Annotated in this window: 18 protein-coding genes; 12 read left to right on the forward strand and 6 right to left on the reverse strand. The window is 70.8% G+C overall.

The genetic code is table 11. The features are described from left to right. Nucleotides 1-18: 18 nt before the first annotated feature. Entirely contained in the window at nt 19-1,194 is a 1,176-nt protein-coding gene (locus ABZX12_RS06605; protein WP_355690456.1) for an MFS transporter, read from the reverse strand. A gap of 72 nt (nt 1,195-1,266) precedes the next feature. On the opposite strand from ABZX12_RS06605, the gene ABZX12_RS06610 reads away from it, so the two are divergent. The 3 genes from ABZX12_RS06610 to ABZX12_RS06620 all read left to right on the forward strand — a co-directional run bounded on the left by ABZX12_RS06610 (nt 1,267) and on the right by ABZX12_RS06620 (nt 3,723). Next, nucleotides 1,267-2,337 (forward strand): ferrochelatase, encoded by a 1,071-nt coding sequence (locus tag ABZX12_RS06610; protein WP_355690458.1) that lies wholly within the window; start codon nt 1,267-1,269, stop codon nt 2,335-2,337. After that, on the forward strand, nt 2,334-3,128 hold the full coding sequence (locus tag ABZX12_RS06615; RefSeq protein ID WP_355690460.1) for an inositol monophosphatase family protein: 795 nt from the start codon (nt 2,334-2,336) through the stop codon (nt 3,126-3,128). The genes ABZX12_RS06610 and ABZX12_RS06615 overlap by 4 nt, the downstream gene beginning before the upstream one ends. A 295-nt stretch (nt 3,129-3,423) precedes the next feature. Then, nucleotides 3,424-3,723, forward strand: a complete 300-nt coding sequence (locus ABZX12_RS06620; RefSeq protein ID WP_130379292.1) for a DUF4193 domain-containing protein — start codon at nt 3,424-3,426, stop codon at nt 3,721-3,723. A gap of 82 nt (nt 3,724-3,805) precedes the next feature. On the opposite strand, the gene ABZX12_RS06625 is transcribed toward ABZX12_RS06620, so the two are convergent. Beyond that, nucleotides 3,806-4,135: a DUF4235 domain-containing protein gene (locus ABZX12_RS06625; RefSeq protein ID WP_355690462.1), complete on the reverse strand. Its 330-nt coding sequence runs from the start codon at nt 4,133-4,135 to the stop codon at nt 3,806-3,808. Nucleotides 4,136-4,162: 27 nt separating this feature from the next. Beyond that, a complete protein-coding gene (locus ABZX12_RS06630; protein WP_355690464.1) occupies nt 4,163-4,630 on the reverse strand; it encodes a DUF3093 domain-containing protein in 468 nt (155 codons plus the stop codon). A gap of 52 nt (nt 4,631-4,682) precedes the next feature. Between ABZX12_RS06630 and dut the strand changes: the two genes are divergently transcribed. From dut to ABZX12_RS06650, 4 genes are all read left to right on the forward strand, one after another. Beyond that, complete coding sequence (gene dut / locus ABZX12_RS06635; RefSeq protein WP_355690465.1) at nt 4,683-5,135, forward strand: dUTP diphosphatase; 453 nt, start codon at nt 4,683-4,685, stop codon at nt 5,133-5,135. Nucleotides 5,136-5,211: 76 nt separating this feature from the next. Further along, nucleotides 5,212-5,859, forward strand: a complete 648-nt coding sequence (locus ABZX12_RS06640) for a DUF3710 domain-containing protein (RefSeq protein ID WP_355690467.1) — start codon at nt 5,212-5,214, stop codon at nt 5,857-5,859. 19 nt (nt 5,860-5,878) lie between these two features. Beyond that, nucleotides 5,879-6,268 carry an OB-fold nucleic acid binding domain-containing protein gene (locus ABZX12_RS06645; RefSeq protein ID WP_355690469.1) on the forward strand — a complete coding sequence of 130 codons (390 nt, stop codon included), beginning with the start codon at nt 5,879-5,881 and terminating at the stop codon, nt 6,266-6,268. After that, complete coding sequence (locus ABZX12_RS06650) at nt 6,261-7,025, forward strand: DUF3159 domain-containing protein (protein WP_355690471.1); 765 nt, start codon at nt 6,261-6,263, stop codon at nt 7,023-7,025. The genes ABZX12_RS06645 and ABZX12_RS06650 overlap by 8 nt, the downstream gene beginning before the upstream one ends. A 57-nt stretch (nt 7,026-7,082) precedes the next feature. On the opposite strand, the gene ABZX12_RS06655 is transcribed toward ABZX12_RS06650, so the two are convergent. Then, nucleotides 7,083-7,475, reverse strand: coding sequence for a VOC family protein (locus ABZX12_RS06655; protein WP_355690472.1), 393 nt, complete (start codon nt 7,473-7,475; stop codon nt 7,083-7,085). A gap of 238 nt (nt 7,476-7,713) precedes the next feature. On the opposite strand from ABZX12_RS06655, the gene ABZX12_RS06660 reads away from it, so the two are divergent. Continuing rightward, nucleotides 7,714-11,343, forward strand: a complete 3,630-nt coding sequence (locus ABZX12_RS06660) for a S8 family serine peptidase (protein WP_355690474.1) — start codon at nt 7,714-7,716, stop codon at nt 11,341-11,343. Between the two features lie 43 nt (nt 11,344-11,386). Here ABZX12_RS06660 and ABZX12_RS06665 read toward each other — a convergent pair whose 3' ends face one another. Beyond that, nucleotides 11,387-12,061 carry a TrkA family potassium uptake protein gene (locus tag ABZX12_RS06665; RefSeq protein WP_355690476.1) on the reverse strand — a complete coding sequence of 225 codons (675 nt, stop codon included), beginning with the start codon at nt 12,059-12,061 and terminating at the stop codon, nt 11,387-11,389. After that, entirely contained in the window at nt 12,061-12,723 is a 663-nt protein-coding gene (locus tag ABZX12_RS06670; protein WP_355690478.1) for a TrkA family potassium uptake protein, read from the reverse strand. The genes ABZX12_RS06665 and ABZX12_RS06670 overlap by 1 nt, the downstream gene beginning before the upstream one ends. Nucleotides 12,724-12,876: 153 nt before the next feature. Between ABZX12_RS06670 and ABZX12_RS06675 the strand changes: the two genes are divergently transcribed. The 4 genes from ABZX12_RS06675 to ABZX12_RS06690 all read left to right on the forward strand — a co-directional run bounded on the left by ABZX12_RS06675 (nt 12,877) and on the right by ABZX12_RS06690 (nt 21,189). After that, entirely contained in the window at nt 12,877-14,907 is a 2,031-nt protein-coding gene (locus ABZX12_RS06675) for an APC family permease (RefSeq protein WP_355690480.1), read from the forward strand. A gap of 49 nt (nt 14,908-14,956) precedes the next feature. Then, nucleotides 14,957-16,129, forward strand: coding sequence for a class I SAM-dependent RNA methyltransferase (locus ABZX12_RS06680; protein WP_355690482.1), 1,173 nt, complete (start codon nt 14,957-14,959; stop codon nt 16,127-16,129). Nucleotides 16,130-16,193: 64 nt separating this feature from the next. Continuing rightward, entirely contained in the window at nt 16,194-20,246 is a 4,053-nt protein-coding gene (locus ABZX12_RS06685; RefSeq protein ID WP_355690484.1) for a hypothetical protein, read from the forward strand. A 10-nt stretch (nt 20,247-20,256) separates the two neighbouring features. Further along, complete coding sequence (locus ABZX12_RS06690; protein ID WP_355690486.1) at nt 20,257-21,189, forward strand: LLM class F420-dependent oxidoreductase; 933 nt, start codon at nt 20,257-20,259, stop codon at nt 21,187-21,189. The last annotated feature ends 67 nt before the right edge of the window (nt 21,190-21,256 follow it).

Here is a 21,256-nt window from a genome sequence, read left to right on the forward strand (position 1 = left end):
GTAACAGGAGATGCAAGCCTAGTTGTGGGCGAACCTTCCCTTCGGGCGGGCGAAGGTGATGGAGACCGCGGCGACCAGCGCGCAGGCGATCCCGACGCCGAACGGGACCCAGTACGCGTCCGACGGGCCCCACACGTCGACCGCGTGGCCGGCGGCCGCGTTGCCCGGGGCGACGCCGAGCAGGATGCCGGTGACGGTCCACGTGATGGCTTCGGTCAGCCGCTCCGGCGGCACCCACTCCTCGACACATGCGGTGACCGCGACCATCGTCGGAGCGATCGTCATACCGCAGCAGAACAGCACGACGCCGAGCAGCAGGACGCTGTCGACCCAGGGGAGCGGCGCCAGCGTGATCGCGAGGGCGATCGTGCCGAGCAGCAGCCGGCGCTCGACCGGCGCCCGCCAGTGCACCGAGCCGTACCAGAGACCGGCCAGCAGGCTGCCGAACGCCCAGACCGCGAGTACGACGCCGGACAGCCCGGCCTGTCCCTTCTCGGTGGTGAACGCCACGGTGATCACCTCGGCGCCGCCCAGGGTCGCGCCGAGACCCAGACCGATGAGGCTGAGCAGCATGATCGACAGCCAAGGGAGTGGCGCCTGCTCGTCGCCGTTCGACCTGCCACGGCCTGGCGGGTCAGAGGCGCGCAGCAGCGCCAGCCAGATGCCACCAGCCAGTCCCAGCACGCCCGCGGCAGATAGAGCGGCGTACGGACTGACTTGCGTGGCCAAGGCTGTGACGAGGACGGGGCCGACGATGAAGACCACCTCGTCGCCGACGGCTTCCAGCGCGAACGCCGTCTGCAGTGCGCGCCCACGGCCGAGCAGATGCGTCCAACGGGCCCGCACGAACGAACCGACCTGCGGCCGCGTGCCGCCGGCGACGAACGACAGCACGTAGAGCACCCAGGTCGCCGCGTTGCCGCGGACCGCGACCAGCAGTGCGGCCAGAGCGACCGTGCAGGTCACCGAGCCGATCAGGATCAGCCCGCGCTGACCGAAGCGGTCGACGAGGCGCCCCTGGACCGGACCGGTCAGCGCACCGGCGATCACGGCCACGCCGGAGACCGCGCCGGCCAGACCGTACGAACCGCTCTCCTGGGCGATCAGGATGACGATGCCGAGGCCGATCATCGAGATCGGCATGCGCCCGAGGATCCCGGCGGCGAAGAAGGCGCCGGCACCGGGACGGCGCATGAGGTGAACGTAGGGCTTGAGCATGAGAGACCGGGAGCAGCTTAGCTTCCGGCCGTCTGAGAAGCTTGGAATATGTCGCCAGCCGCACCTCCCTACGACGCTGTGCTGTTGCTCTCGTTCGGCGGGCCCGAGAAGCCCGAGGACGTGCTGCCCTTCCTGCAGAACGTGACCCGCGGCCGCGGGATCCCCGACGAGCGCCTGAAGGAGGTCGGCGAGCACTACTACTCGTTCGGCGGCCGGAGCCCGATCAACGACCAGAACCGGGCGCTGCTGAAGGCGCTGCGGGAGTCGTTCGACGAGATCGGGCTGGACCTGCCGATCTACTGGGGCAACCGCAACTGGGCGCCGTACCTGACCGACACGATGCGCGAGATGGCCGCCGACGGCATCCGGCGCGCCGTGGTGATCGTCACGTCGGCCTACCCGTCGTACTCCGGCTGCCGGCAGTACCGGGAGAACCTCGAGGACGCCGTCCGCGAGGTCCCGGACGCGCCGCGGATCGACAAGCTCCGGCACTACGCGAACCACCCCGGCTTCGTCGGCTCGTTCGTCGAGTCGACCGCGGCCGCGCTGAGCACGCTCCCGGACGGCGCCGCGATCGCGTACGTCACGCACTCGATCCCGACCGCGATGAACGCGACCAGCGGCCCGGACGGCGACGGGTACGTCAGCTGGCACCTGGACGTCGCCGCGTCGATCACCGCGGAGCTCGAGCGCCGCACCGGGCAGACCCGGCGGACCGACCTCGTCTACTGCTCGCGGTCCGGGCCGCCGCAGGTGCCGTGGCTCGAGCCGGACGTGAACGACCATCTGGAGGCGCTGGCCGCCGAGGGCGTACCCGGTGTGGCCGTCGTGCCGATCGGGTTCGTCAGCGACCACATGGAGGTCATCTACGACCTCGACACCGAGGCCGCGGCGACGGCCGAGAAGCTCCGGCTGCCGATGGCGCGGGCCGCGACGCCGGGGACCGACGAGCGGTTCGTGACGATGCTCCGCGACCTCGTGCTCGAGCGCGCGGCCGCCGAGCGCGGCGAGCAGCCCTCCCGGCCCTGCGTCGGCAAGCTCGGCCCGGGCTGGGACGACTGCCGCCGCGACTGCTGCCCACCGCTCCGCCGACCCACCCCAGCTAAGGAAGCTGTATGACGTCTTCAGATGAGCTGTTGAAGCTTGCGGTCGACGTGGCGGAGGAGGCGGCGCACCTGATCGTCGAACGCCGCCGCGGCACGATCACCGTCGCCGACACCAAGAGCACGATCACCGACGTGGTCACGGCGGTGGACCGCGAGTCCGAGGAGCTGATCCGGGCCCGGATCCTGCAGGCCCGGCCGGACGACTCGTTCCTCGGCGAGGAGGGCGACGACGTCGTCGGCACCAGCGGCGTGCGCTGGGTGGTCGACCCGATCGACGGCACCGTCAACTACCTCTACGACCTCCCGACCTACGCCGTCTCGATCGCGGTGGAGTACGGCGGGGAGACCGTCGCCGGGGTGGTGGTGGACGCGCCGAAGGGCGAGGTGTTCACGGCGACGAAGGGCGGCGGGGCGTTCGCCGACGGACGGCCGATCCAGGTGTCGGGTGCGACCGAGCTGGGCCAGGCACTGGTCGGGACCGGTTTCGGGTACGACCCGGCCCGCCGGCAGGTGCAGGCCGAGGTGATCCAGCAGCTGATCACCAAGGTCCGCGACATCCGCCGGATCGGGGTCGGGGCGATCGACCTGTGCTACGTCGCCTGCGGCCGGCTGGACGTGGTGTACGAACGCGGCCTGAACCCGTGGGACTACGGCGCCGGTGCGCTGATCGCGGCCGAGGCCGGCGCCCGCATCGGCGGGCTGAACGGCGCGCCGGTGTCGCCGGAGATGTCGATCGCGGCCACGCCGGCGCTGTTCGAGCCGTTCCACGCGTTACTCGCCGCAGCCGACCCGTTGCGCGCATAGCTGCCGGAGAGTGCTCATTTCTGCGCAGTAGTGCGCATTAACGAGCATTCTGCTGTTCGGTCCTGACATTTGTGGCGACACGCGGGCCACACCATGGACCCAGTCGTGCATTGCGGACCTTTATAAGGCACAATCCCGTCCTCGGGAACGGTGTTTGCCGGTCCCGGCCTGGCTGTCAAGGGTTTCGGGGGACGAAAGTTCGGCGCGGTGCTCCGACGCGGAATTTCTCGGCCGCTCCACCCGTTCAAGGGCTCAGCAGGCAACACCACGGGTACGAAGAGGGCAGGGAAACACCATGGCGACTGATTACGACGCCCCGCGCAAGACGGACGAGGACGCTTCCGAAGAGTCGATCGAGGAGCTCAAGACACGCCGTCACGACAAGAACTCCGGCAAGGTCGACGAGGACGAGGCCGAGGCCGCGGAGAGCTTCGAGCTGCCCGGCGCGGACCTGAGCCACGAGGAGCTGGCGGTCCGGGTCCTCCCGCGCCAGGCCGACGAGTTCACCTGTTCGAGCTGCTTCCTGGTTCACCACCGCAGCCAGCTCGCCGAAACGAAGAACGGGCAGCTGATCTGCCGCGACTGCGCAGCCTGACGCCAGCGCGCCCTACTTCGCACAACGAACAGCGGGACCGTCCCACTTCGGTGGGAGGTCCCGCTGTTGTGCGTTCGGAGGGTCAGTCCTCTTTCTTGACCAGCCCGGTGTCCGTGCCTCTGATCAGGCGCCCGGCCACCGAGTCCTGGACGTAGCCGGGCGGTGCGTGGCCCGTGCTCCTCAGGTAGTACGCGGCCGCGCGGCGCTCCGCGAACAGCCTCGCCGCGGCGGCGGCCGCGGCACTGGCGGCGGCCCAGGTCATGACCTCCAGGTACTCGCCCTGGCCGTCCTTGGGCGGCTTCCCGCCCGATCCCAGCTTCCAGGCCGTGCTGACCGCCTTGCTCGCGGCCAGGCCCACCACGATCGTGAAGGCGGCCTGCACCAGCTTCCAGCCGATCTTCGCTCCGACCACTGCACCCTCCTAGGACGACTGCTGACGTCAGGATCTTCCCACGCTGTGCCCGCTCAGGGCGGCAGCCAATCGGTCGGGGTGGCGGGTGGCGACCACCCAGTACGGCGCCGGGTCGGCCGGGTCGGTGATCTGCACCCGGACGGCCCCGCGAAGGTAGCTGCGCAGGACGAGGAACGCCTTCGGGTCGCAGTCCCGCCCGAACGCGTGCCGGGCGTCGTCGCCGGTCAGCGCCTCGACCGCGCCCAGGTACGCGCGGTCGATCTCGGCGCGGCCGGCCTTGAAGCGCTTGTCGTCGACCTCGACCCGCGCGCCGCCGTACCGCAGGAACAGCGCCAGCAGCAGGACCGCGGCGAGCCCGCCGACGACCGCGCCGGCGAGCGTCCCGACCGGCACGGCGACGATGACGAACAGCGTGATCACAGCGGCGGCGGCGATGATCCACCACGACACCGGCACCCGCAGACTCTCGCGATACTTGCTTTGTTCCAGGCCCACAGGACCAGCCTGGCACGTGGACCGTCCGGCGCGCTCGATAGGGTCGCCTCTCGTGACCGAGGTACTCATCCAGCGACTCGACCCCGACCTCCCGCTCCCGTCGTACGCGCATCCCGGCGACGCCGGCGCGGACCTGGTGGCGGCCGCCGACCTCACCCTGAAGCCGGGGGAGCGCGGCCTGGTCGGCACCGGGATCGCCATCGCCCTGCAGGACGGGTTCGCGGCGTTCGTGCACCCGCGCTCCGGGCTGGCCGCGAAGCACGGCGTCTCGATCGTGAACGCCCCCGGCACCGTCGACGCCGGGTACCGGGGTGAGATCAAGATCAACCTGATCAACCTGGACCCGCACACCGAGGTGACGATCCGCCGCGGCGACCGGATCGCGCAGCTGGTCGTCCAGCAGGTGGCGAAGGCGCGCTTCGTCGAGGTGACCTCGCTGCCCGGCTCCGCGCGGGGTGACGGGGGACACGGGTCGACCGGCGGTTTCGGCGATGTGACACGCTGAGCAGGTGCATCCGTTGACCTGGCGGATGCGCGAGACTACGGCGGCCGCAATCAAACCAAGGAAGTAGGCAACAGCTGTGATCTTCCGCCGCAAGGGCAAGAACGACGAGCCCGAGACGAGCGAGACCCTCGAGGAGGCCGGTGCGGCGGACGTCCGCGCCGAGGGCCCGTACGACTCGAGTGAGGTCGACGCCGCCGACCTGGAGGCGGAGGACCGGATCGACCTGGGCGCGCTGGTCGTCACCGGCCGGCCCGGTATGGAGCTCGGCCTGCAGGTGGACGAGCAGAGCGGCGTCGTCCAGGCGGTGCTGCTGATGCTCGACGACTCCGCCCTGGAACTGCGCGCGTTCGCGGCGCCGAAGACCACCGGCATCTGGAACGAGGTCCGCCAGGAGATCGCCGCCGAGGCCGCCCGGATGGGTGGTACGGCGACCGAGACCGACGGGCCGTTCGGCACCGAGCTGGTGCTGGTCGTCCCGGTCGAGGACCCGGAGGGACAGGTGTTCAGCCAGACCTCCCGGGTGATCGGTGTGGACGGCCCGCGGTGGCTGCTCCGCGGCACGGTGCTCGGCCGCGCCGCCGTCGAGCCGGACGCCGCCGAGCCGATGGAGGCGACGCTGCGCAACGTCGTCGTGGTCCGCGGGAACGAGCCGATGGCGGTCCGCGAGTCGCTGCCGCTGCAGCTGCCGCCGGGCGCCCAACCGAACGCGCCCGAAGAGGCCTGAGCGGACTACACTCGACGACATGGGTAGCAACAAACCCGCGGGGCTGTGGAAGCGTGCGTTCCGCGGGCTGGCCGGGGACCGTGACCAGCAGGACGCGGAGGTCCTCCAGGACTTCGCGCAGGACTGCGGCGCGCGGTCCATCACCGGCTGCCACGACCGCGAACTGGTCACGCTGTACGGCACGCTGCGCACCATCACGTTCAGCCCGCGCGGCGGCGTACCTGCACTGGAGGGTGAGTTGTACGACGGCACCGGCACGGTGAAGCTGATCTGGCTCGGCCGCCGCAAGATCGGCGGCATCCACGCCGGCTCGGAGCTGATCGCCTCCGGCCGGATCGGCGTCGTCGACGGCGACCGGGTGATGTTCAACCCGCGGTACGAGCTGCGTCCCCAGGCTGCTCATGGCTGAGCCGCCGTCCCGCCGGGACCGGGTCGAGGACGATCTGCGGGAGGAGCTGGTCGAGATCCTGCAGCCCGAGGTCGAGGCGGCCGCCACCCAGCAGGAGCCGCCGAAGTCCACCGACAAGGACTTCTTCCACGCGCTCGGCGGCTGGGGCGCGCTGCTCGACATCGGCCTGCCGTGGATCGCGTTCCTGGTCGCGTACGCCGCGACCGATCACAAGTTGCAGCTCTCGCTGATCATCGCGGTCGGACTGGCCGCGGTGCTCGCGGTGGTGCGGCTGATCCGCCGGCAAGCGCTGCGGAACGTGTTCGGCGGCTTCATCGGCGTCCTGATCTCGGCCTGGGTCGCGAACCGCACCGGCAACGCCAAGGACTTCTACGTCCCCGGCCTGCTCACCAACCTCGGCTACGGCCTGCTCTACCTGATCACGGTCCTGGTCCGCTGGCCGCTGTTCGGCGTCCTGTACGGCGTGATCACCCAGACCGGCACTGCCTGGCGCCGCGATCCTGACCTGCTCAAAGGATTCTCCCGCGCCACCCTGGTCTTCGTCGGCCTGTTCGCGATCCGCCTGATCGTCCAGGTCCCGCTGTACTTCACCGGCAGCCTGAACGCGCTCGGCATCGCGAAGATCGGCCTGGGGCTGCCCTTCTATGCGCTGGCGATCTGGCTCGCCTACGCCGTACTTCGCGGTTCCATGCCCGCCGAGAAGTGGGCCGAGGCCCGCGACAGCATCACCCACCTGCTCCGCGGCAACAAGAAGTAACCCCGAAAGGACGCCGCCCCGCGGCGACTGTTTTTCGGCGGCCTGCGGCGGGGCGTGTCAGCGGGTCTGGACGAACTTGAGTTGGTGAGCCTCGGGGTCGCGGACCCACGCGAACAGCAGGCGGCCGTCGGGGGAGTTGGTGGGCGCGACGACGGCGGTGGCTCCGGCGGCCATGGCCTCGGCGTACAAAGCGGGCACGTCGTCACACCAGAACACGATCTCCGTCGCGGGAAGATCAGCCGGCTCGACGCCGAGATTCACGAGCTCGTTGGCGACCCGCGCCGACGTCAGCCCGATGCGAATCCCAGCCGCCTCGACCTCGACGTGCTGGATCGGGCCGGAGGCCGGTGCCCGGAACGCCTCGGCCAGGCCGAGGTCCTTGTAGAAGGCAAGGCACCTGTCCACGTCGTCGCAGAACAGGTTGACCTGGAACTGCTGGATCCGCGACAACTCTGAGGACTCCGTCTTGAGGTGGTGGTGGGGCGAGAGCACATCATCACGTATCTGCCGCGGGGCAACAAGAAGTAGCCGCGGTGTCACAAGGATGACGTGGCGAGAACAGGCCACAGTTATCCGCTGAACGCTCCGCGTCCGGGTGCCTACGATTTCGCGACTTTGTTCGCACGAATCCTGTGAGGCACTCGTGACACCACGCCTTGGCCGTGGGTCCGGGCCGGCAGTTGCCTGTATGGCAGTTGTCGTCCTGGCCGCGACCTTGACCGGCGGCTCCGCCGCCGCTGCCCAACCCGGCACCACCCCTCCAACGCCTTCCAAGACCGTGTCGGCTGCCAAGCCTGTCGCGGGAAGCGTCACGCTGGTCACCGGTGACAAGGTGACCCTGTCCGTCGGAGCAGACGGCAAGCAGAACGTGACTGTGACCGGCCCGGACGGCCGGCTCGCGGACAACGACGTACACGTCGACGGCGGCGACACCTACGTGTATCCGCGCTCGGCCGGCCGCTACCTCGCCGCGAAGCTCCTCGACGACGACCTGTTCAACGTCACGAGGCTCGTGGCCGACGGATACGGCGACCAGGTGCCGTTGATCGTTACCTACACCGAAGCCGCGGCGCGTTCGCGGACCCAGCAAGTGCCGGCCGGTGCCCGCCGGCAGCGCACGCTCGACAGCATCCACGGTGTCGCGGTGGTCGCCGACGGAACGGCCGGCTTCTGGCAGTCGCTGACCGCGGGCTCCACCGCGCGGTCGCAGACGCCGGTGCTGTCCGGCGGCATCGCCAAGGTCTGGCTGGACGGCAAGGTCAAGGCCGACCTCGCCGACAGCACCGCGCAGATCGGCGCGCCCGAGGTGTGGCAGGGCGGCAACACCGGCCAGGGCGTCGACGTCGCGGTCCTGGACACCGGAGTCGATCTGGAGCACCCCGACCTGGACGACCGGGTCACCGCGTCGGCCAGCTTCGTCCCCGGTGAGGACGTCACCGACCGGCAGGGGCACGGCACGCATGTCGCTTCGACCATCGCCGGCACCGGCGACGCCTCCGGCGGTGTGGAGCGCGGTGTCGCGCCCGGCGCCCGGCTGCACGTCGGCAAGGTGCTGAACAACGAGGGCGGCGGCCAGGAGTCCTGGATCATCGCGGGCATGGAGTGGGCCGCCCGCGACCAGCACGCCAAGGTGATCAGCATGAGCCTGGGCGGCAGTCCCACGGACGGCACCGACCCGATGAGCCAGGCACTGAACACGCTCTCGGCCGAGACCGGCGCCCTCTTCACCGTGGCCGCCGGCAACGCCGGACCCGGGTTCTACACCGTCGGATCGCCGGGGGTCGCGGACGCCGCGCTGACCGTCGGTGCGGTCGACGGAGCCGACAGCCTCGCCGATTTCTCCAGCTGGGGGCCGCGTCTCGGTGACGGCGGGCTGAAGCCAGAGATCACCGGGCCCGGGGTCGCGATCCTGGCGGCCCGCTCGCAGTACGCGGCCGAAGGCTCCGGCTACTACCAGGAGCTCAGCGGTACGTCGATGGCGACGCCACACGTCGCCGGCGCGGCGGCCCTGCTCGCTGCGCAACACCCGGACTGGTCGGGCCAGCAGCTGAAGGACGCTCTGGTGAGCAATGCCAAGCCCACGCCGCAGTACCTGCCGTACAAGGCCGGCAACGGCCGCCTCGACATCGCGGCGACCAGCAAGTCACCGCTCTCCGCGACGGCCTCGGCGTACTCCGGCTATCACACCTGGCCGGTGCCGGCGGGGCAGAAGGTGGTCAAGGAGATCATCTACACGAACGCTGGTGATACCGACGCCACTCTCGATCTCTCGACCCAGGTCGACGAGGCTCCGGCGGGCCTCTTCACGCTCTCGGCGTCGACGGTCACCGTGCCGGCGCACGGTACGGCGAGTGTGACACTCACCGCCGCGGTCGATCTGCTCCCGGTCGACAAGCAGTTGTCCGGCCGACTCGTCGCGGTCGACGCCGCCAACCACCGCCAGCTCGGCACGCTGATCGGAATTGGCCGCGAGGGCGAGCGCCATGTACTCACGCTGAATGCCAAGGACCGGTCCGGGCGGCCGCTGACCGGCGACGCGATCCTGATCGGGCGCGGCAGCTACGGCCAGTTCACGGTCGGCGAGGAGGGCGTGCAGTTGCGGCTCCCGGCCGGCGACTACACGACCTGGCTGACCGCCGACGTCGAAGGTACGCACGGGCCGAGCAGCAAGGGTCTCGCGGTTCTCAGCCTGGTCGACATCCACCTCGACCAGGATCGGACAGCGACGTACGACGCACGCCAGGCTCGCCAGTTGACGAGCACGGCGCCCCAGGCCACCACGCTCGGCGAGGTGCGGGTCAACACGTACCGCGACTTCGGCCGCGACTTCTCGGTGGGCTCCTCGCGCTGGCCGGACCCCAGCTACGACAGCGCGTGGGTACTGACGACGCCGAAGGTGACCGACGGCGCGTTCGTGGCCGGCGCGCGCTGGCGGCTCGAACAGCCCGCGCTCACACTCGGCTCGTACGACGACGTGCGCGTCCGGCGGGCGGCGACGCCGCTGCCGAAGGGCCGCCACGATCTGGAGGCCGTGTACGCCGGGGACGGGTCCGCGGCCGCGGCGCGCGGAGTGGACCGCCGGGGCAAGGCCGTGGTGGTCCGGCGCAGTGACGCCGTGTCGCTGCCGGACCAGGCCGCGGCAGCCGCCGAGGCCGGGGCGAAGCTGCTCGTGGTGGTGAACGACGGGGTCGGGAAGCTCGACCCGTGGGTGGACTCGATCTGGGCGCCGGCGCCGCCGCCGCTCACGATCGCGACGCTGACCCGGGACGAGGGCGAGCAACTGATCACCGCGCTACAGCAGGGCCGGCAGCACACGCTCACCGCCGACTCGAACCCGGTGACGGCCTACCAGTACGACCTGTCGCACTTCGCCGATCACGTCCCCACGGACCCGACGTACCGGCCGGGTCCGCGGGACCTCGCCCAGCTCGACGTTGCCTACCGCAACTTCCGCCCGGGCGACGGTGTCGAGAACCGGTACGACGTGTGGAACGGGGACTGGGAATCGAGTATGAACAGCTGGGGGATGCCGGTCGCCGGGACGCGGACCGACTGGGTGACCGCCGGGGTGCAGTACCAGGCCAGTGCCCAGATCCTGCGCGAGATCCAGCAGGTCGAGCCGGGCTGGACCAGTTACCGGGCCGGGAGCCGGACGCCGATCCAGTGGTTGGGGCCGATCCAGCGACCGTGGCTGGCGAAGGGATACTCGCCGGTCCGCAGCGGTGACCAGCTGACCGCTGTGTCGCCCGGCTGGGGCACCGGGCCGGTCATCGGCACCGCGCAGGGCAACTGGGATCTCACCCAGCAGCTCAGCCTGTACCAAGGCGATCAGCTGGTGAAGCAGGAGCAGCGGGACCAGCTGACGGCGACCGGCCTGAGCCCTGACCGGCTGCCGTACCGGCTGGTCGCCGAGAACACCCGGGGCACCTACCCGAGCCCGTTCTCGACCTCGACCCGTACCGAGTGGGGGTTCACCTCGGCTGCGTCGGACGAGGCGATCAGCGAGTCGCTGATCCAGCTGCACTACGCCATCGACGTGGACGCCGACGGCCGGGCACGCCGTACCGCGGAACTCGGCGTCACGCCACGGTGGTCCGAGACGTCGTCGGCGCTCGGTATCGGTAGGCCGACGGTCGACGTGTCGTACGACGACGGCAAGACCTGGCTGCACGCCGAGGTACGTAGTGCCGCTGCCGGTTGGAGCATCCGGCTGGACGCGCCGCGGTCCGCACAGTTCGTGACGCTGCGGACGCGGGCCGACGACGGGGCAGGCCGTACTGTCGACCAGGAGATCGTGCGGGCCTTCGGGCTGCGCTGACCTGTGACGGGAGCCGGGCCCCTGGTCCGGCTCCCGTTCGGGGCTACTCCGCCTTGTGGTGGTGGGGCGAGAGCATCGCCTCGAGCTGTTCCTCGGTCTCGTCGGCGGCGACGAAGAGCAGCTCGTCGTTGAGCTCGAGCGTTCCTTCGGGGTCCGGACGCAGCACGCGGCCCTCGCGCAGGATCACGACCAGCGCCGTGTCGAGCGGCCAGTCGACGTCGCCGACCCGCTGACCGATCATCGGGGAGTCCTCGGGCAGGGTGAGCTCGACCAGGTTCGCGTCGCCCTGGCGGAAGGTGAACAGCCGGACCAGGTCGCCGACCGACACCGCCTCCTCGACCAGCGCCGACATGATCCGCGGCGTGGACACCGACACGTCCACGCCCCAGGCCTCGTTGAACATCCACTCGTTGCGCGGGTGGTTGACCCGGGCAACGGTCCGCGGGACGCCGAACTCGGTCTTGGCGAGCAGCGAGACGACGAGGTTGACCTTGTCGTCACCCGTGCTGGCGATCGCCACCTGGCACCGCTGCAGCGCGGCCTCCTCGAGCGACGACAGTTCGCAGGCGTCGGCGAGCAGCCACTCGGCGCGCGGTACGGACTCGGCCTTGATCGCGCGGGGGTCCTTGTCGATCAGCAGCACCTCGTGACCGTTCTCCAGCAGTTCGCCGGCGATCGAACGACCGACGTTGCCGGCACCGGCGATGGCTACCCGCATCACAGCTCCTCAGGCTTGGTGCCGAGTTGGGACTCGATCGCGGCGGCGTCCCGCTCGAGCATCACCACGTGGACCAGATCACCCTCCTGGATGACCGTGTCGGCCCGGGGCAGGAGTCCCTCGCCGAGCCGGGTCAGGAACGCGACCCGGGCGCCGGTGGCCTTCTCGATGTCGAACGCGGCGCGGCCGATCCAGTCCGCGTGCACGTGCACCTCGGCCAGCCGGACCGTCCCGGACGGGTCCCGCCACTCCGGCTCGGAGCCCTCGGGCAGCAGCCGGCGCATCATCTGGTCGACGGTCCAGCGGACCGTGCCGACCGTGGGGATGCCGAGCCGCTGGTAGACCTCGGCGCGGCCCGGGTCGTAGATGCGCGCCACCACGTTGCCGATCCCGAACGTCTCGCGGGCCACCCGGGCGGCGAGGATGTTCGAGTTGTCACCGTTCGAGACCGCCGCGAACGCCTCGGCGTCCTCGATCCCGGCCTCGATCAGGATCTCCCGGTCGAACCCCATGCCGACGATCGTCCGGCCGGTGAAGTTGGGGCTCAGCCGGCGGAACGCGTCGGCCGACTGGTCGATGATCGCGACCGTGTGGCTCCGCTTCTCCAGACCGCGCGCGAGCGTCGACCCGACGCGGCCGCAGCCCATGATGACGACGTGCACTGCCTGATCACTCCTCGCCCCTTCAGGGGCCTACTGGCTCGTTCGGCAGGGATAGACGCTACACCGGACCGGGACCTCGGCTGACATCACGGACCGGCCACCCTCTGCCGCCCTGTGACTCTACGGACCGCGACCCCCTCTAACATCACCGGTGTGACTCCCGCTCTAGGCGATATCGGCAAACGGCTGCTGCTCGGTCGCAAACTGCGCAGCACCCAATTGGGCGAGACCCTGCTGCCGAAGCGCATCGCCCTGCCCGTTTTCGCGAGCGACGCGCTGTCGTCGGTCGCGTACGCGCCCGACGAGATCTTCCTGACCCTGTCGATCGCCGGCCTGGCCGCGCTGACGATCTCCTGGAAGATCTCGCTGGCCGTCGCGGTGGTGCTGGTGGTCGTCGTGCTGTCCTACCGGCAGAACGTGCACGCCTACCCGTCCGGCGGCGGCGACTACGAGGTCGCCAACGTGAACCTCGGGCCGACCGCGGGACTGACGGTCGCGAGCGCCCTGATGGTGGACTACGTCCTGACCGTCGCGGTGTCGATCTCGTCGGCCGCGCAGTACGCCGCCTCGGCGATCCCGGCACTCGAGGGTCATCAGGCGACCGCGGCCGTGATCGCGGTGCTGTTCCTCACCACGATGAACCTGCGCGGGGTCCGCGAGTCGGGGGCCGCGTTCGCGATCCCGACGTACATCTTCATGTTCACCATCCTCGGGATGGCCGCCTGGGGCTTCGGCCGGCTGCTGTTCGGCACCCTGCCCGACGCCGGCAGTTCGACGCTCGACATCGCCGCCGAGGACCAGTTCGCGCACGGCGCGAGCGGTCTGGCGATGGCTTTCCTGATCCTCCGGGCGTTCTCGTCCGGGTGTGCGGCGCTGACCGGCGTCGAGGCGATCAGCAACGGCGTACCGGCGTTCAAGAAGCCCAAGAGCCGGAACGCGGCGACCACGCTGGCCCTGCTCGGGTCGATCTCGATCGCGATGGTGGTCAGCGTGGTCGCGCTGGCCAATGTGATGAAGGTGCGGTTCGCCGAGGATCCGGCCACCCAGCTGTTGCGCGACGGCGAGCCGGTCGGCGAGGGGTACCACCAGGACCCGGTGATCGGCCAGCTCGCCAAGGGCATCTTCGACCACTTCTCGCCTGGCTTCTACCTGGTCGCCGCCGCCACCGGCGTGATCCTGGTGCTCGCCGCGAACACCGCCTTCAACGGCTTCCCGGTGCTGGGCTCGATCCTGGCCCGGGACGGCTACCTGCCGCGCCAGCTGCACACCCGCGGCGACCGGCTCGCGTTCAGCAACGGCATCATCATCCTGGCGGGTTTCGCGATCGTGCTGATCGTCGCGTTCAACGCCGAGGTCACCCGGCTGATCCAGCTGTACATCGTCGGCGTGTTCGTGTCCTTCACGGTCAGCCAGACCGGCATGGTCCGGCACTGGACCCGGCTGCTGCGCACCGAGGAGGACCCGGGCAAGCGGGCCCGGATGAAGCGGTCCCGGGTGATCAACGCGATCGGCCTGACGCTGACCGGCATCGTGCTGATCATCGTGCTGATCACGAAGTTCCTGCTCGGCGCGTACATCGCGATCATCGCGATGGCGGTGCTGTTCGTGCTGATGAAGGGCATCCACCGGCACTACGACACCGTCCGCAAGCAGATGGCCGCCGAGGGCGACGAGCCGTTGATGCTGCCGTCGCGGGTGCACTCGATCGTCCTGGTCTCCAAGCTGCACAAGCCGACTCTGCGGGCCCTGGCCTTCGCCAAGGCGGCCCGGCCGTACCAGCTCGAGGCGGTCACCGTCGACGTCGACCGGGAGGAGGCGGACGCGCTGCAGGCCGAGTGGGAGGCCCGCGGCATCCCGATCCCGCTCAAGCGGCTCGCGTCGCCGTACCGGGAGATCACCCGGCCGATCCTGCAGTACGTGCGCGACATCCGGCGGCAGTCGCCGCGGGACGTGGTGATGGTCTACATCCCGGAGTATGTCGTCGGGCACTGGTGGGAGCACATCCTGCACAACCAGAGCGCACTGCGGCTCAAGGGGCGGCTCTTGTTCACACCTGGTGTCATGGTTACGTCCGTTCCTTATCAGCTGCTTTCGTCGCAGGGGGCCGAGGAGCGGCAGGAACGGGTGGAACGGGTGGCCGGCCAGGTACGGCGCGGGGCCCGAAAGACGTCAGGAGATCGGTGACCGTATTGAATGCCTCGCTGCCGCTCGGCGGATCGTGGGGCGGTAGCTCATGACAGACGAGGACAGTCTGGTCGGGGCGGTAGTCGAGCTGGAGGTAGGGCCAGTCGCGCACGGGGGACACTGCGTCGCCCGGCACGAGGGGCAGGTGGTCTTCGTCCGGCACGCGCTGCCGGGGGAGCTGGTGCACGCCCGGATCACCGAGCAGACGGCGAAGTACCTGCGGGCCGACGCGGTGCAGGTGCTGACGGCGTCCCCGCAGCGGATCGAGCCGCCGTGCCCGTATGCCGGGCCGGGGCGCTGCGGCGGCTGTGACTTCCAGCACGCCAACATCGTCGAGCAGCGGCGGCTGAAGGCCACCGTCGTGTCGGACACCCTCCGCCGGATCGGCGGGATCGAGCGGACCATCGTGATGGAGTCTCCGGGCGACGACGGGCTGGGTTGGCGCACCCGGATGCGGTACGCCGTGGTGGACGGCCGGCCCGGCATGTACGCGCACCGCTCCCATGACCTGGTGCCTATCGACCGGTGCCTGATCGCACATCCGGGGACCCCGGACGTCCTTGGCTCACGGTGGCCGGGCGTGACGTCTGTGCAGGCCGTGGTGTCGTCGGAGGGCAAGACCGCCGTACAGACCGACAAGGACCCGGGGGAGCGGCTCGTTGAGGTTGTACGCGACAGGCGGTTCCTGGTGGAGGCCGGTGGGTTCTGGCAGGTCCACCCGGCCGCGCCGGAGATGCTGCTGGACGCCGTACTGAGTGGGCTGGAGCCTGTCGCCGGAGAGACCGCGCTGGACCTGTACTCAGGTGCCGGGCTGTTCGCGGCCTTCCTGGCCGAGGCGGGATGTCCGGTGCTAGCGATTGAGGGTGACAAGGACGCCGTACGGAACGCCCGGCGGAACCTGCACGACCTGGACGGCGTGACGCTGGAGAACGGCGACGTCGACCGGGTGCTGAACTCGGCCGCCGGTCAGGGCCTCGAACACGTGGACCTCGTCGTCCTCGACCCGCCGCGCACCGGCGCCGGCAAGGACGTCGTACGGCGGATCGCGGCGCTCGGGCCGCGCCGGGTGGCGTACGTCGCGTGCGATCCCGCGGCGCTGGCCCGGGACCTGAAGACGTTCGGGCGGCTCGGGTACGGGATCGCCTCGCTGCGCGCCTTCGACCTGTTCGGCATGACCCACCACATCGAGTGCGTAGCCATCCTCGAACCTGTGGACAGTTAAGTGGCCAGTGGGGGAGGGCTCGGGTAGCGTCTGGGCCTGGATTCCACCTGCGCTTGGAGACCTGATGCCGCTCGTTGACCTGGACGACCCGGAGGAGTTGCGCGCCCGCTGGACCGCGCTCGCCGCGGTCGCCCACGCCACGGGCTTCGACCGCCGGTGGTATGCGGACGCCGACGGGTACCACCATCAGGACGAGACCGCGTCCGTGCTGCGGATGGTGCGGCTCGAGGACGGTCGGGCGGTGCTGTGGGGGTTCCACACGCAGCACAGCCGGACCGCGGGCGAGGACCTGCTGGCCGGCTCTCCGGACTGGATCGGGCAGCCCGAGGTGCGGCAGCGGCAGAGTGCCGGCGAGCTCGGGTTCGTGTACGGCGCGTTCAACGGGAGCTGGGCGCGCGCGTCGTACCCCGGCGATCCGTGGCAGCCGGCCGAGGACGGGTTCGGGCCGATCGGGCAGTGGATCACCTCGGACGAGGCCACCGCGGACGTGATGGCCGAGTGGGTCGCGGAGTGGTGCGACTACCTCGGCGGCCTCGACGAGCTCCGCCCGTTCGGCGTGGAGCTGATCCGGGCCGCGGCCGGCCCCGGGGTCTCGGCGCCGGCCCTCGCGGTGTACTTCGGCCATTTCGCCATCGACCCGCGGTCCCCGCTGCAGCCCGACCTGCCCGCCGGCGTCGTCGCCGCGGAGGACTTCACCCGCAACGTTGCAGAACCGGCAAGTTTCGCCGCGGACCCTGACACCGCCGAGGTGTCGGTCGTTGAAGATGCCGTGATCGGAGACGACCCGCAGGCCGACGACGAGGAGTCGTACGTCGTGCCGCCCGGCATCAGCCCCTTCACCGGCCAGCCGATCGCCGACCCGCCACCGCAGCCACCCGGCGAGCCCGACGACACCGGCGGATCCCGGAAGCAGGGCTGGCTGCGGCGCCGGAAGACCGCCGAGGAGCCTGAGTACGAGCGACCCGAGCCTGATCTCGCCGCGCCCGGCACGTACCTCCCCGAGAACGTGTCCGGACCGGGTCTTCCGGCACCGGCCTACAACCCGAACCTCCCGTCCTCCGAGCCGCCGCGCGTCGGCGGCGGGATGTACGAAGGCGACGACTTCTACAACAGCCTCTTCGCCGACGCCCCCGCCGCGGCCGCTCCCGCCGACCAGGACTTCGAGACCGCCGAACAACAGTCCTGGTCCGACCAGGACGCAACCAGCGAGTACACCCCCTTCCCCGAAGCCGAGCCCCAGTGGACCGGCCCCGGCTGGGTCAACGGCCAATGGGTAGAAGCCCCCACTCCCGAGCCCACCAATTCCCCCTCCGCGCAGGGCGCTGGCGAGGCAGCCCACCCGGACTCGCCGTTCGCGCAGGATGTTCGGGAGGCAGCTCGTCCCGAGTCGCCGTTCGCGCCAGGCGCGGCAGGTTCGCCTTTTACGACCGACGGGGCACCAGGCGCGGCGCCTGCCGGTTCGCCGTTCGCCCCGAACGCAGACCTCGAGGACGACGACGCACCGACCGCCGAGATCGAAGCGGTCCTCGACCTCCCCGCAGACGAGACCCCGGCAGTCGAGCGCACCCACGACACCACCCCGCCGCAAGAGACCACGGCCCACACCCCCCAGCCATACGAAGCCGCCATCCGCAACCCTGTCCACGACCACGTTGGTCCTGCCCGCGACCAGGCCGGTTCGACCCGCGACCACGCTGGGCCGACCTACGACCACGCAGGGCTGGCGCACGACGAGGCAGGTCCTGCCGGCGACGGTGCTGGGCTGGCGCACGAGACGGCTCACGTTCGCGATGACGCAGCCCGCGCGTACGACGAGGCAGCGGCTGACGAGGAGGAGTTGGCCTCCTTCACGGGGCCGTCGCCGTTCGCCCCGGTCGCACACGCCGACCCCGACCCGACGCCAGACCATTCGGATCTCGCAGACGCGGACGACCAGACCGCCGAGATCCCCGCAATCCTCGACGACACAGACCCAAGCTCGCCCGCACCGGCCTCCGAGGTGCAGGCGTCAACCACCGCCGCCCCGCCGGCGGCCCCGCCCGCAACCGACGTACAGACGTATGCGCCCGACGCACGGGCCAGCGACGCACGCGCACGTACGCCGCTGGGCGCGGCGTCCGAGCCGGCGTCCGACGTACCGGCTGAGGCCGCGCCGACCTCCGACGTACGGGCCTTCGCGCCGACCGGCGAGGTGCCGAGCCGGGAAGCGCGGACCTCCGACGCACCAGGTGAGATCACCCAGGCTGCCGACGTACAGACGCACACGCCGACGGGCGAGCCGCCACGCGAGGGAGCGTCGACTGAGGTCCGGGGTGAGCCTGCGCGGACCTCGGACGTACGAGCGTCTGCGCCGACCGACGACGCACCGGGTGACGCGGGAGCTTCCGGCGTACGGGCGTCAACCGGTGACGGGCCGGGCGAGGATGCGCGCGCCGGCGGCGGCGTACGGCCGTTTGGCCCGACCGGCGATGTACCGGCTGACGGTCTGCGGACCTCTGACGTGCCGGGTGAGGCGGGGGCGTCCGGCGGGCGGGCGTTGGCCGGTGACGGGCCGGGCGAGGATGCGCGGGCCGGCGTACGGATGGCGGGGTCTGCCGGCGAGGGGGCCTGGACTGGCGACGTGCGGGCTGACGGTCTGCGGATCGTCGACGGGCCGGGTGACGCGGCGAGGCGTGATGAGCGGTACGAGGAGTTCGACGACGAGGACGAGGTCTTCGGGCGGTCTCGTGCGGCAGAGGTTGAAGGTCAGGTGGAGCCTCACCCCCAACCGCAGCCCTGGCCGCAACCACACCCCGAACCGTGGCCCCAGCCCGAACCACACCCCGCTCCCTGGCCCCAGCCCACCCCGCCCACGCCGGAGCCAGGCCCGGCACCCGAGCCGACTCCCCAGCCGTACCCGGGCCCGACACCCGAGCCCACCCCGGGCCCCGGCCCGCAGCCGTACCCGACGCCGGAGCCGATCCCAGGCCCGACGCCGGAGCCGACCCCCGGCCCGGCGCCCGAGCCGACGCCGATCCCGGACCCGGAGCCCGAACCCAGCCCGGAGCCACTGCCCGAGCCGGAGCCGCAGCCGTTCCCCCAGCCGTACCCGGAGCCCGAGCCGGTCCCCATGCCGGAGCCCGAGCCTGAGCCCCAACCCATGCCGGAGCCCCAACCCGAGCCAGAACCCCACCCTGAGCCAGAACCCGAGCTAGAACCCGAGCCCGATCCAGACGCCCAACCCAATCCAGAACCCCAACCCGAGCCCGAGCCCCAAGCTGAGCCCGAGCCCTACCTTGCTCGCGGCCGGGCCTCGCAGTCCTGGGCAGGACCGCACGCCGACCGGGGCGCGATGGCGCAACCGGATGGCGACGGGCGGCGCGGTCAGCCCGGGGATTCGGGGTACTGGACCGAGGCCGGCGCAGAGCAATCTGAGGCTGCTCGGCGTGCGAGTGGTTGGGACGCGGCCATTGGCGAGTTGGACGACGATACGCCTACGGGGAGCATGCCCGTCGTCGACGACGACGAGCCGACCGGTGTGATCCCTGCGGTCAGTTTCGACGATGCGCCGGACGACGCCGCGACGGACCGCCGGGACGCGGTCGCGATGGTGGTGCCCGGGCTTGGGCTGATCGGGGGTGGCGGGCCGCGGGTGGTGCCGGTGGCCGGATCGATCGAGGAGGCGATGCGGGCCGAGGTGGAGCGACCGCGGCCGCGGCCGGAGGAGTCGGAGGCGGTGCGGGCGTTGCACGACTGGTGCCGGGCGCGGACGGCGATCGTGCCGTCGGGGTTCACGATCCAGGTGCAGGTGCTCGATCCGGGCGCGCCGTCGTATCGGTTCGACCTGGAGCCGCCGGAGGTCGACGACCCGGAGTTCGCGGCGGACAAGCTCAGCGGCCTGCTCGCCGACCTGTGGCTGACGGAGGCGCGCAGCGAGCAGGGCGGGTGGCTGTTCGCGCGGATCGACGCGGCCGGGCGGACGCTGCGGATCGACCGCTGGTACGACCAGGTGCCCGACTGGTGGGACAACCCGGTGGAGGAGCGGCTCGACGTCGACGGGCTGGTCCGCCGGTTGTACGACCGCGGTCCCGAGTGGCAGCCGTCGTACCTGGAGAAGCTGTACACCAGCGCGAGATAGCGTGGGCGCCATGCTTCTCAGGATCTTCACCGAACCTCAGCAGGGCGCCTCGTACGACGACCTTCTCGCGGTCGCCCGCAAGACGGAGGAGAACGGCTTCGACGCCTTCTTCCGCTCCGACCACTACCTCGTCATGGGCGACAACGACGGCCTCCCGGGCCCGACCGACTCGTGGATCACGCTGGCCGGCCTGGCCCGTGAGACGCAGCGGATCAAGCTCGGCACGCTGGTCAGCTCGGCCACGTTCCGCAACCCCGGCGTGCTTGCGATCTCGGTCGCGCAGGTCGACCAGATGAGCGGCGGCCGCGCGGAGCTCGGCCTGGGCGCCGGCTGGTACGAGGCCGAGCACAAGGCGTACGGCCTCGACTTTCCCGACACCCCCGGCCGCTTCGACATCCTGTCCGAGCAGCTGGAGCTGATCACCGGCCTGTGGGACACGCCCGTGGGGGAGACGTACGACTTCCAGGGCGAGCACTACCGGATCAGCGACTCGCCGGCGCTGCCGAAGCCGGTGCAGCAGCCGCACCCGCCGATCATCGTCGGCGGCGCGGGCAAGAAGCGGACGCCGGAGCTGGCCGCGAAGTACGCGGCCGAGTTCAACGCCGGGTTCCGCGGTGTCGACGTCACCGAGACGCTCTTCCAGCGGGTGCAGGCCGCCTGCGTCGCGCAGGGACGTGACCCGAAGACGCTCGCGCTGTCCACCGCGCACACCGTGGTGGTCGGCAAGGACGACGCCCAGGTCAAGCAGCGGGCGGAGGCGATCGGCCGCGATGTCGAGGACTTGAAGGCGAACAGCATCGCGGGCACGCCGGCCGAGGTCGTGGACCGGCTGGGGCAGTTCGCAGCGGTCGGATCGCAGCGCCAGTACGTGCAGATCATGGACCTGCAGGACCTCGATCACCTCGACCTGATCGCGGCGGAGGTTCTTCCACAGGTTTCCTGATCGCGGGAAAAGTTGACTCGATGTCGTGTATCTTGATGTCGAGAGAGTTTGCGGCGCGAGGTTAGGC

The sequence above is a fragment of the Kribbella sp. NPDC003505 genome, assembly GCF_040610875.1.
Classification (GTDB): Bacteria; Actinomycetota; Actinomycetes; order Propionibacteriales; family Kribbellaceae; genus Kribbella.

Bases quoted from the DNA above. Each gene is read 5' to 3' on its own strand.
- ABZX12_RS06650 (WP_355690471.1), top strand. From the start codon at position 6,261: ATGGCTGAGCCGCCGTCCCGCCGGGACCGGGTCGAGGACGATCTGCGG.
- ABZX12_RS06645 (WP_355690469.1), top strand. From the start codon at position 5,879: ATGGGTAGCAACAAACCCGCGGGGCTGTGGAAGCGTGCGTTCCGCGGG.
- ABZX12_RS06605 (WP_355690456.1), bottom strand. From the start codon at position 1,194: ATGCGCCGTCCCGGTGCCGGCGCCTTCTTCGCCGCCGGGATCCTCGGG.
- ABZX12_RS06685 (WP_355690484.1), top strand. From the start codon at position 16,194: ATGCCGCTCGTTGACCTGGACGACCCGGAGGAGTTGCGCGCCCGCTGG.
- ABZX12_RS06660 (WP_355690474.1), top strand. From the start codon at position 7,714: ATGGCAGTTGTCGTCCTGGCCGCGACCTTGACCGGCGGCTCCGCCGCC.
- ABZX12_RS06680 (WP_355690482.1), top strand. From the start codon at position 14,957: ATGACAGACGAGGACAGTCTGGTCGGGGCGGTAGTCGAGCTGGAGGTA.
- ABZX12_RS06610 (WP_355690458.1), top strand. From the start codon at position 1,267: ATGTCGCCAGCCGCACCTCCCTACGACGCTGTGCTGTTGCTCTCGTTC.
- ABZX12_RS06620 (WP_130379292.1), top strand. From the start codon at position 3,424: ATGGCGACTGATTACGACGCCCCGCGCAAGACGGACGAGGACGCTTCC.
- ABZX12_RS06690 (WP_355690486.1), top strand. From the start codon at position 20,257: ATGCTTCTCAGGATCTTCACCGAACCTCAGCAGGGCGCCTCGTACGAC.
- ABZX12_RS06615 (WP_355690460.1), top strand. From the start codon at position 2,334: ATGACGTCTTCAGATGAGCTGTTGAAGCTTGCGGTCGACGTGGCGGAG.
- ABZX12_RS06665 (WP_355690476.1), bottom strand. From the start codon at position 12,061: ATGCGGGTAGCCATCGCCGGTGCCGGCAACGTCGGTCGTTCGATCGCC.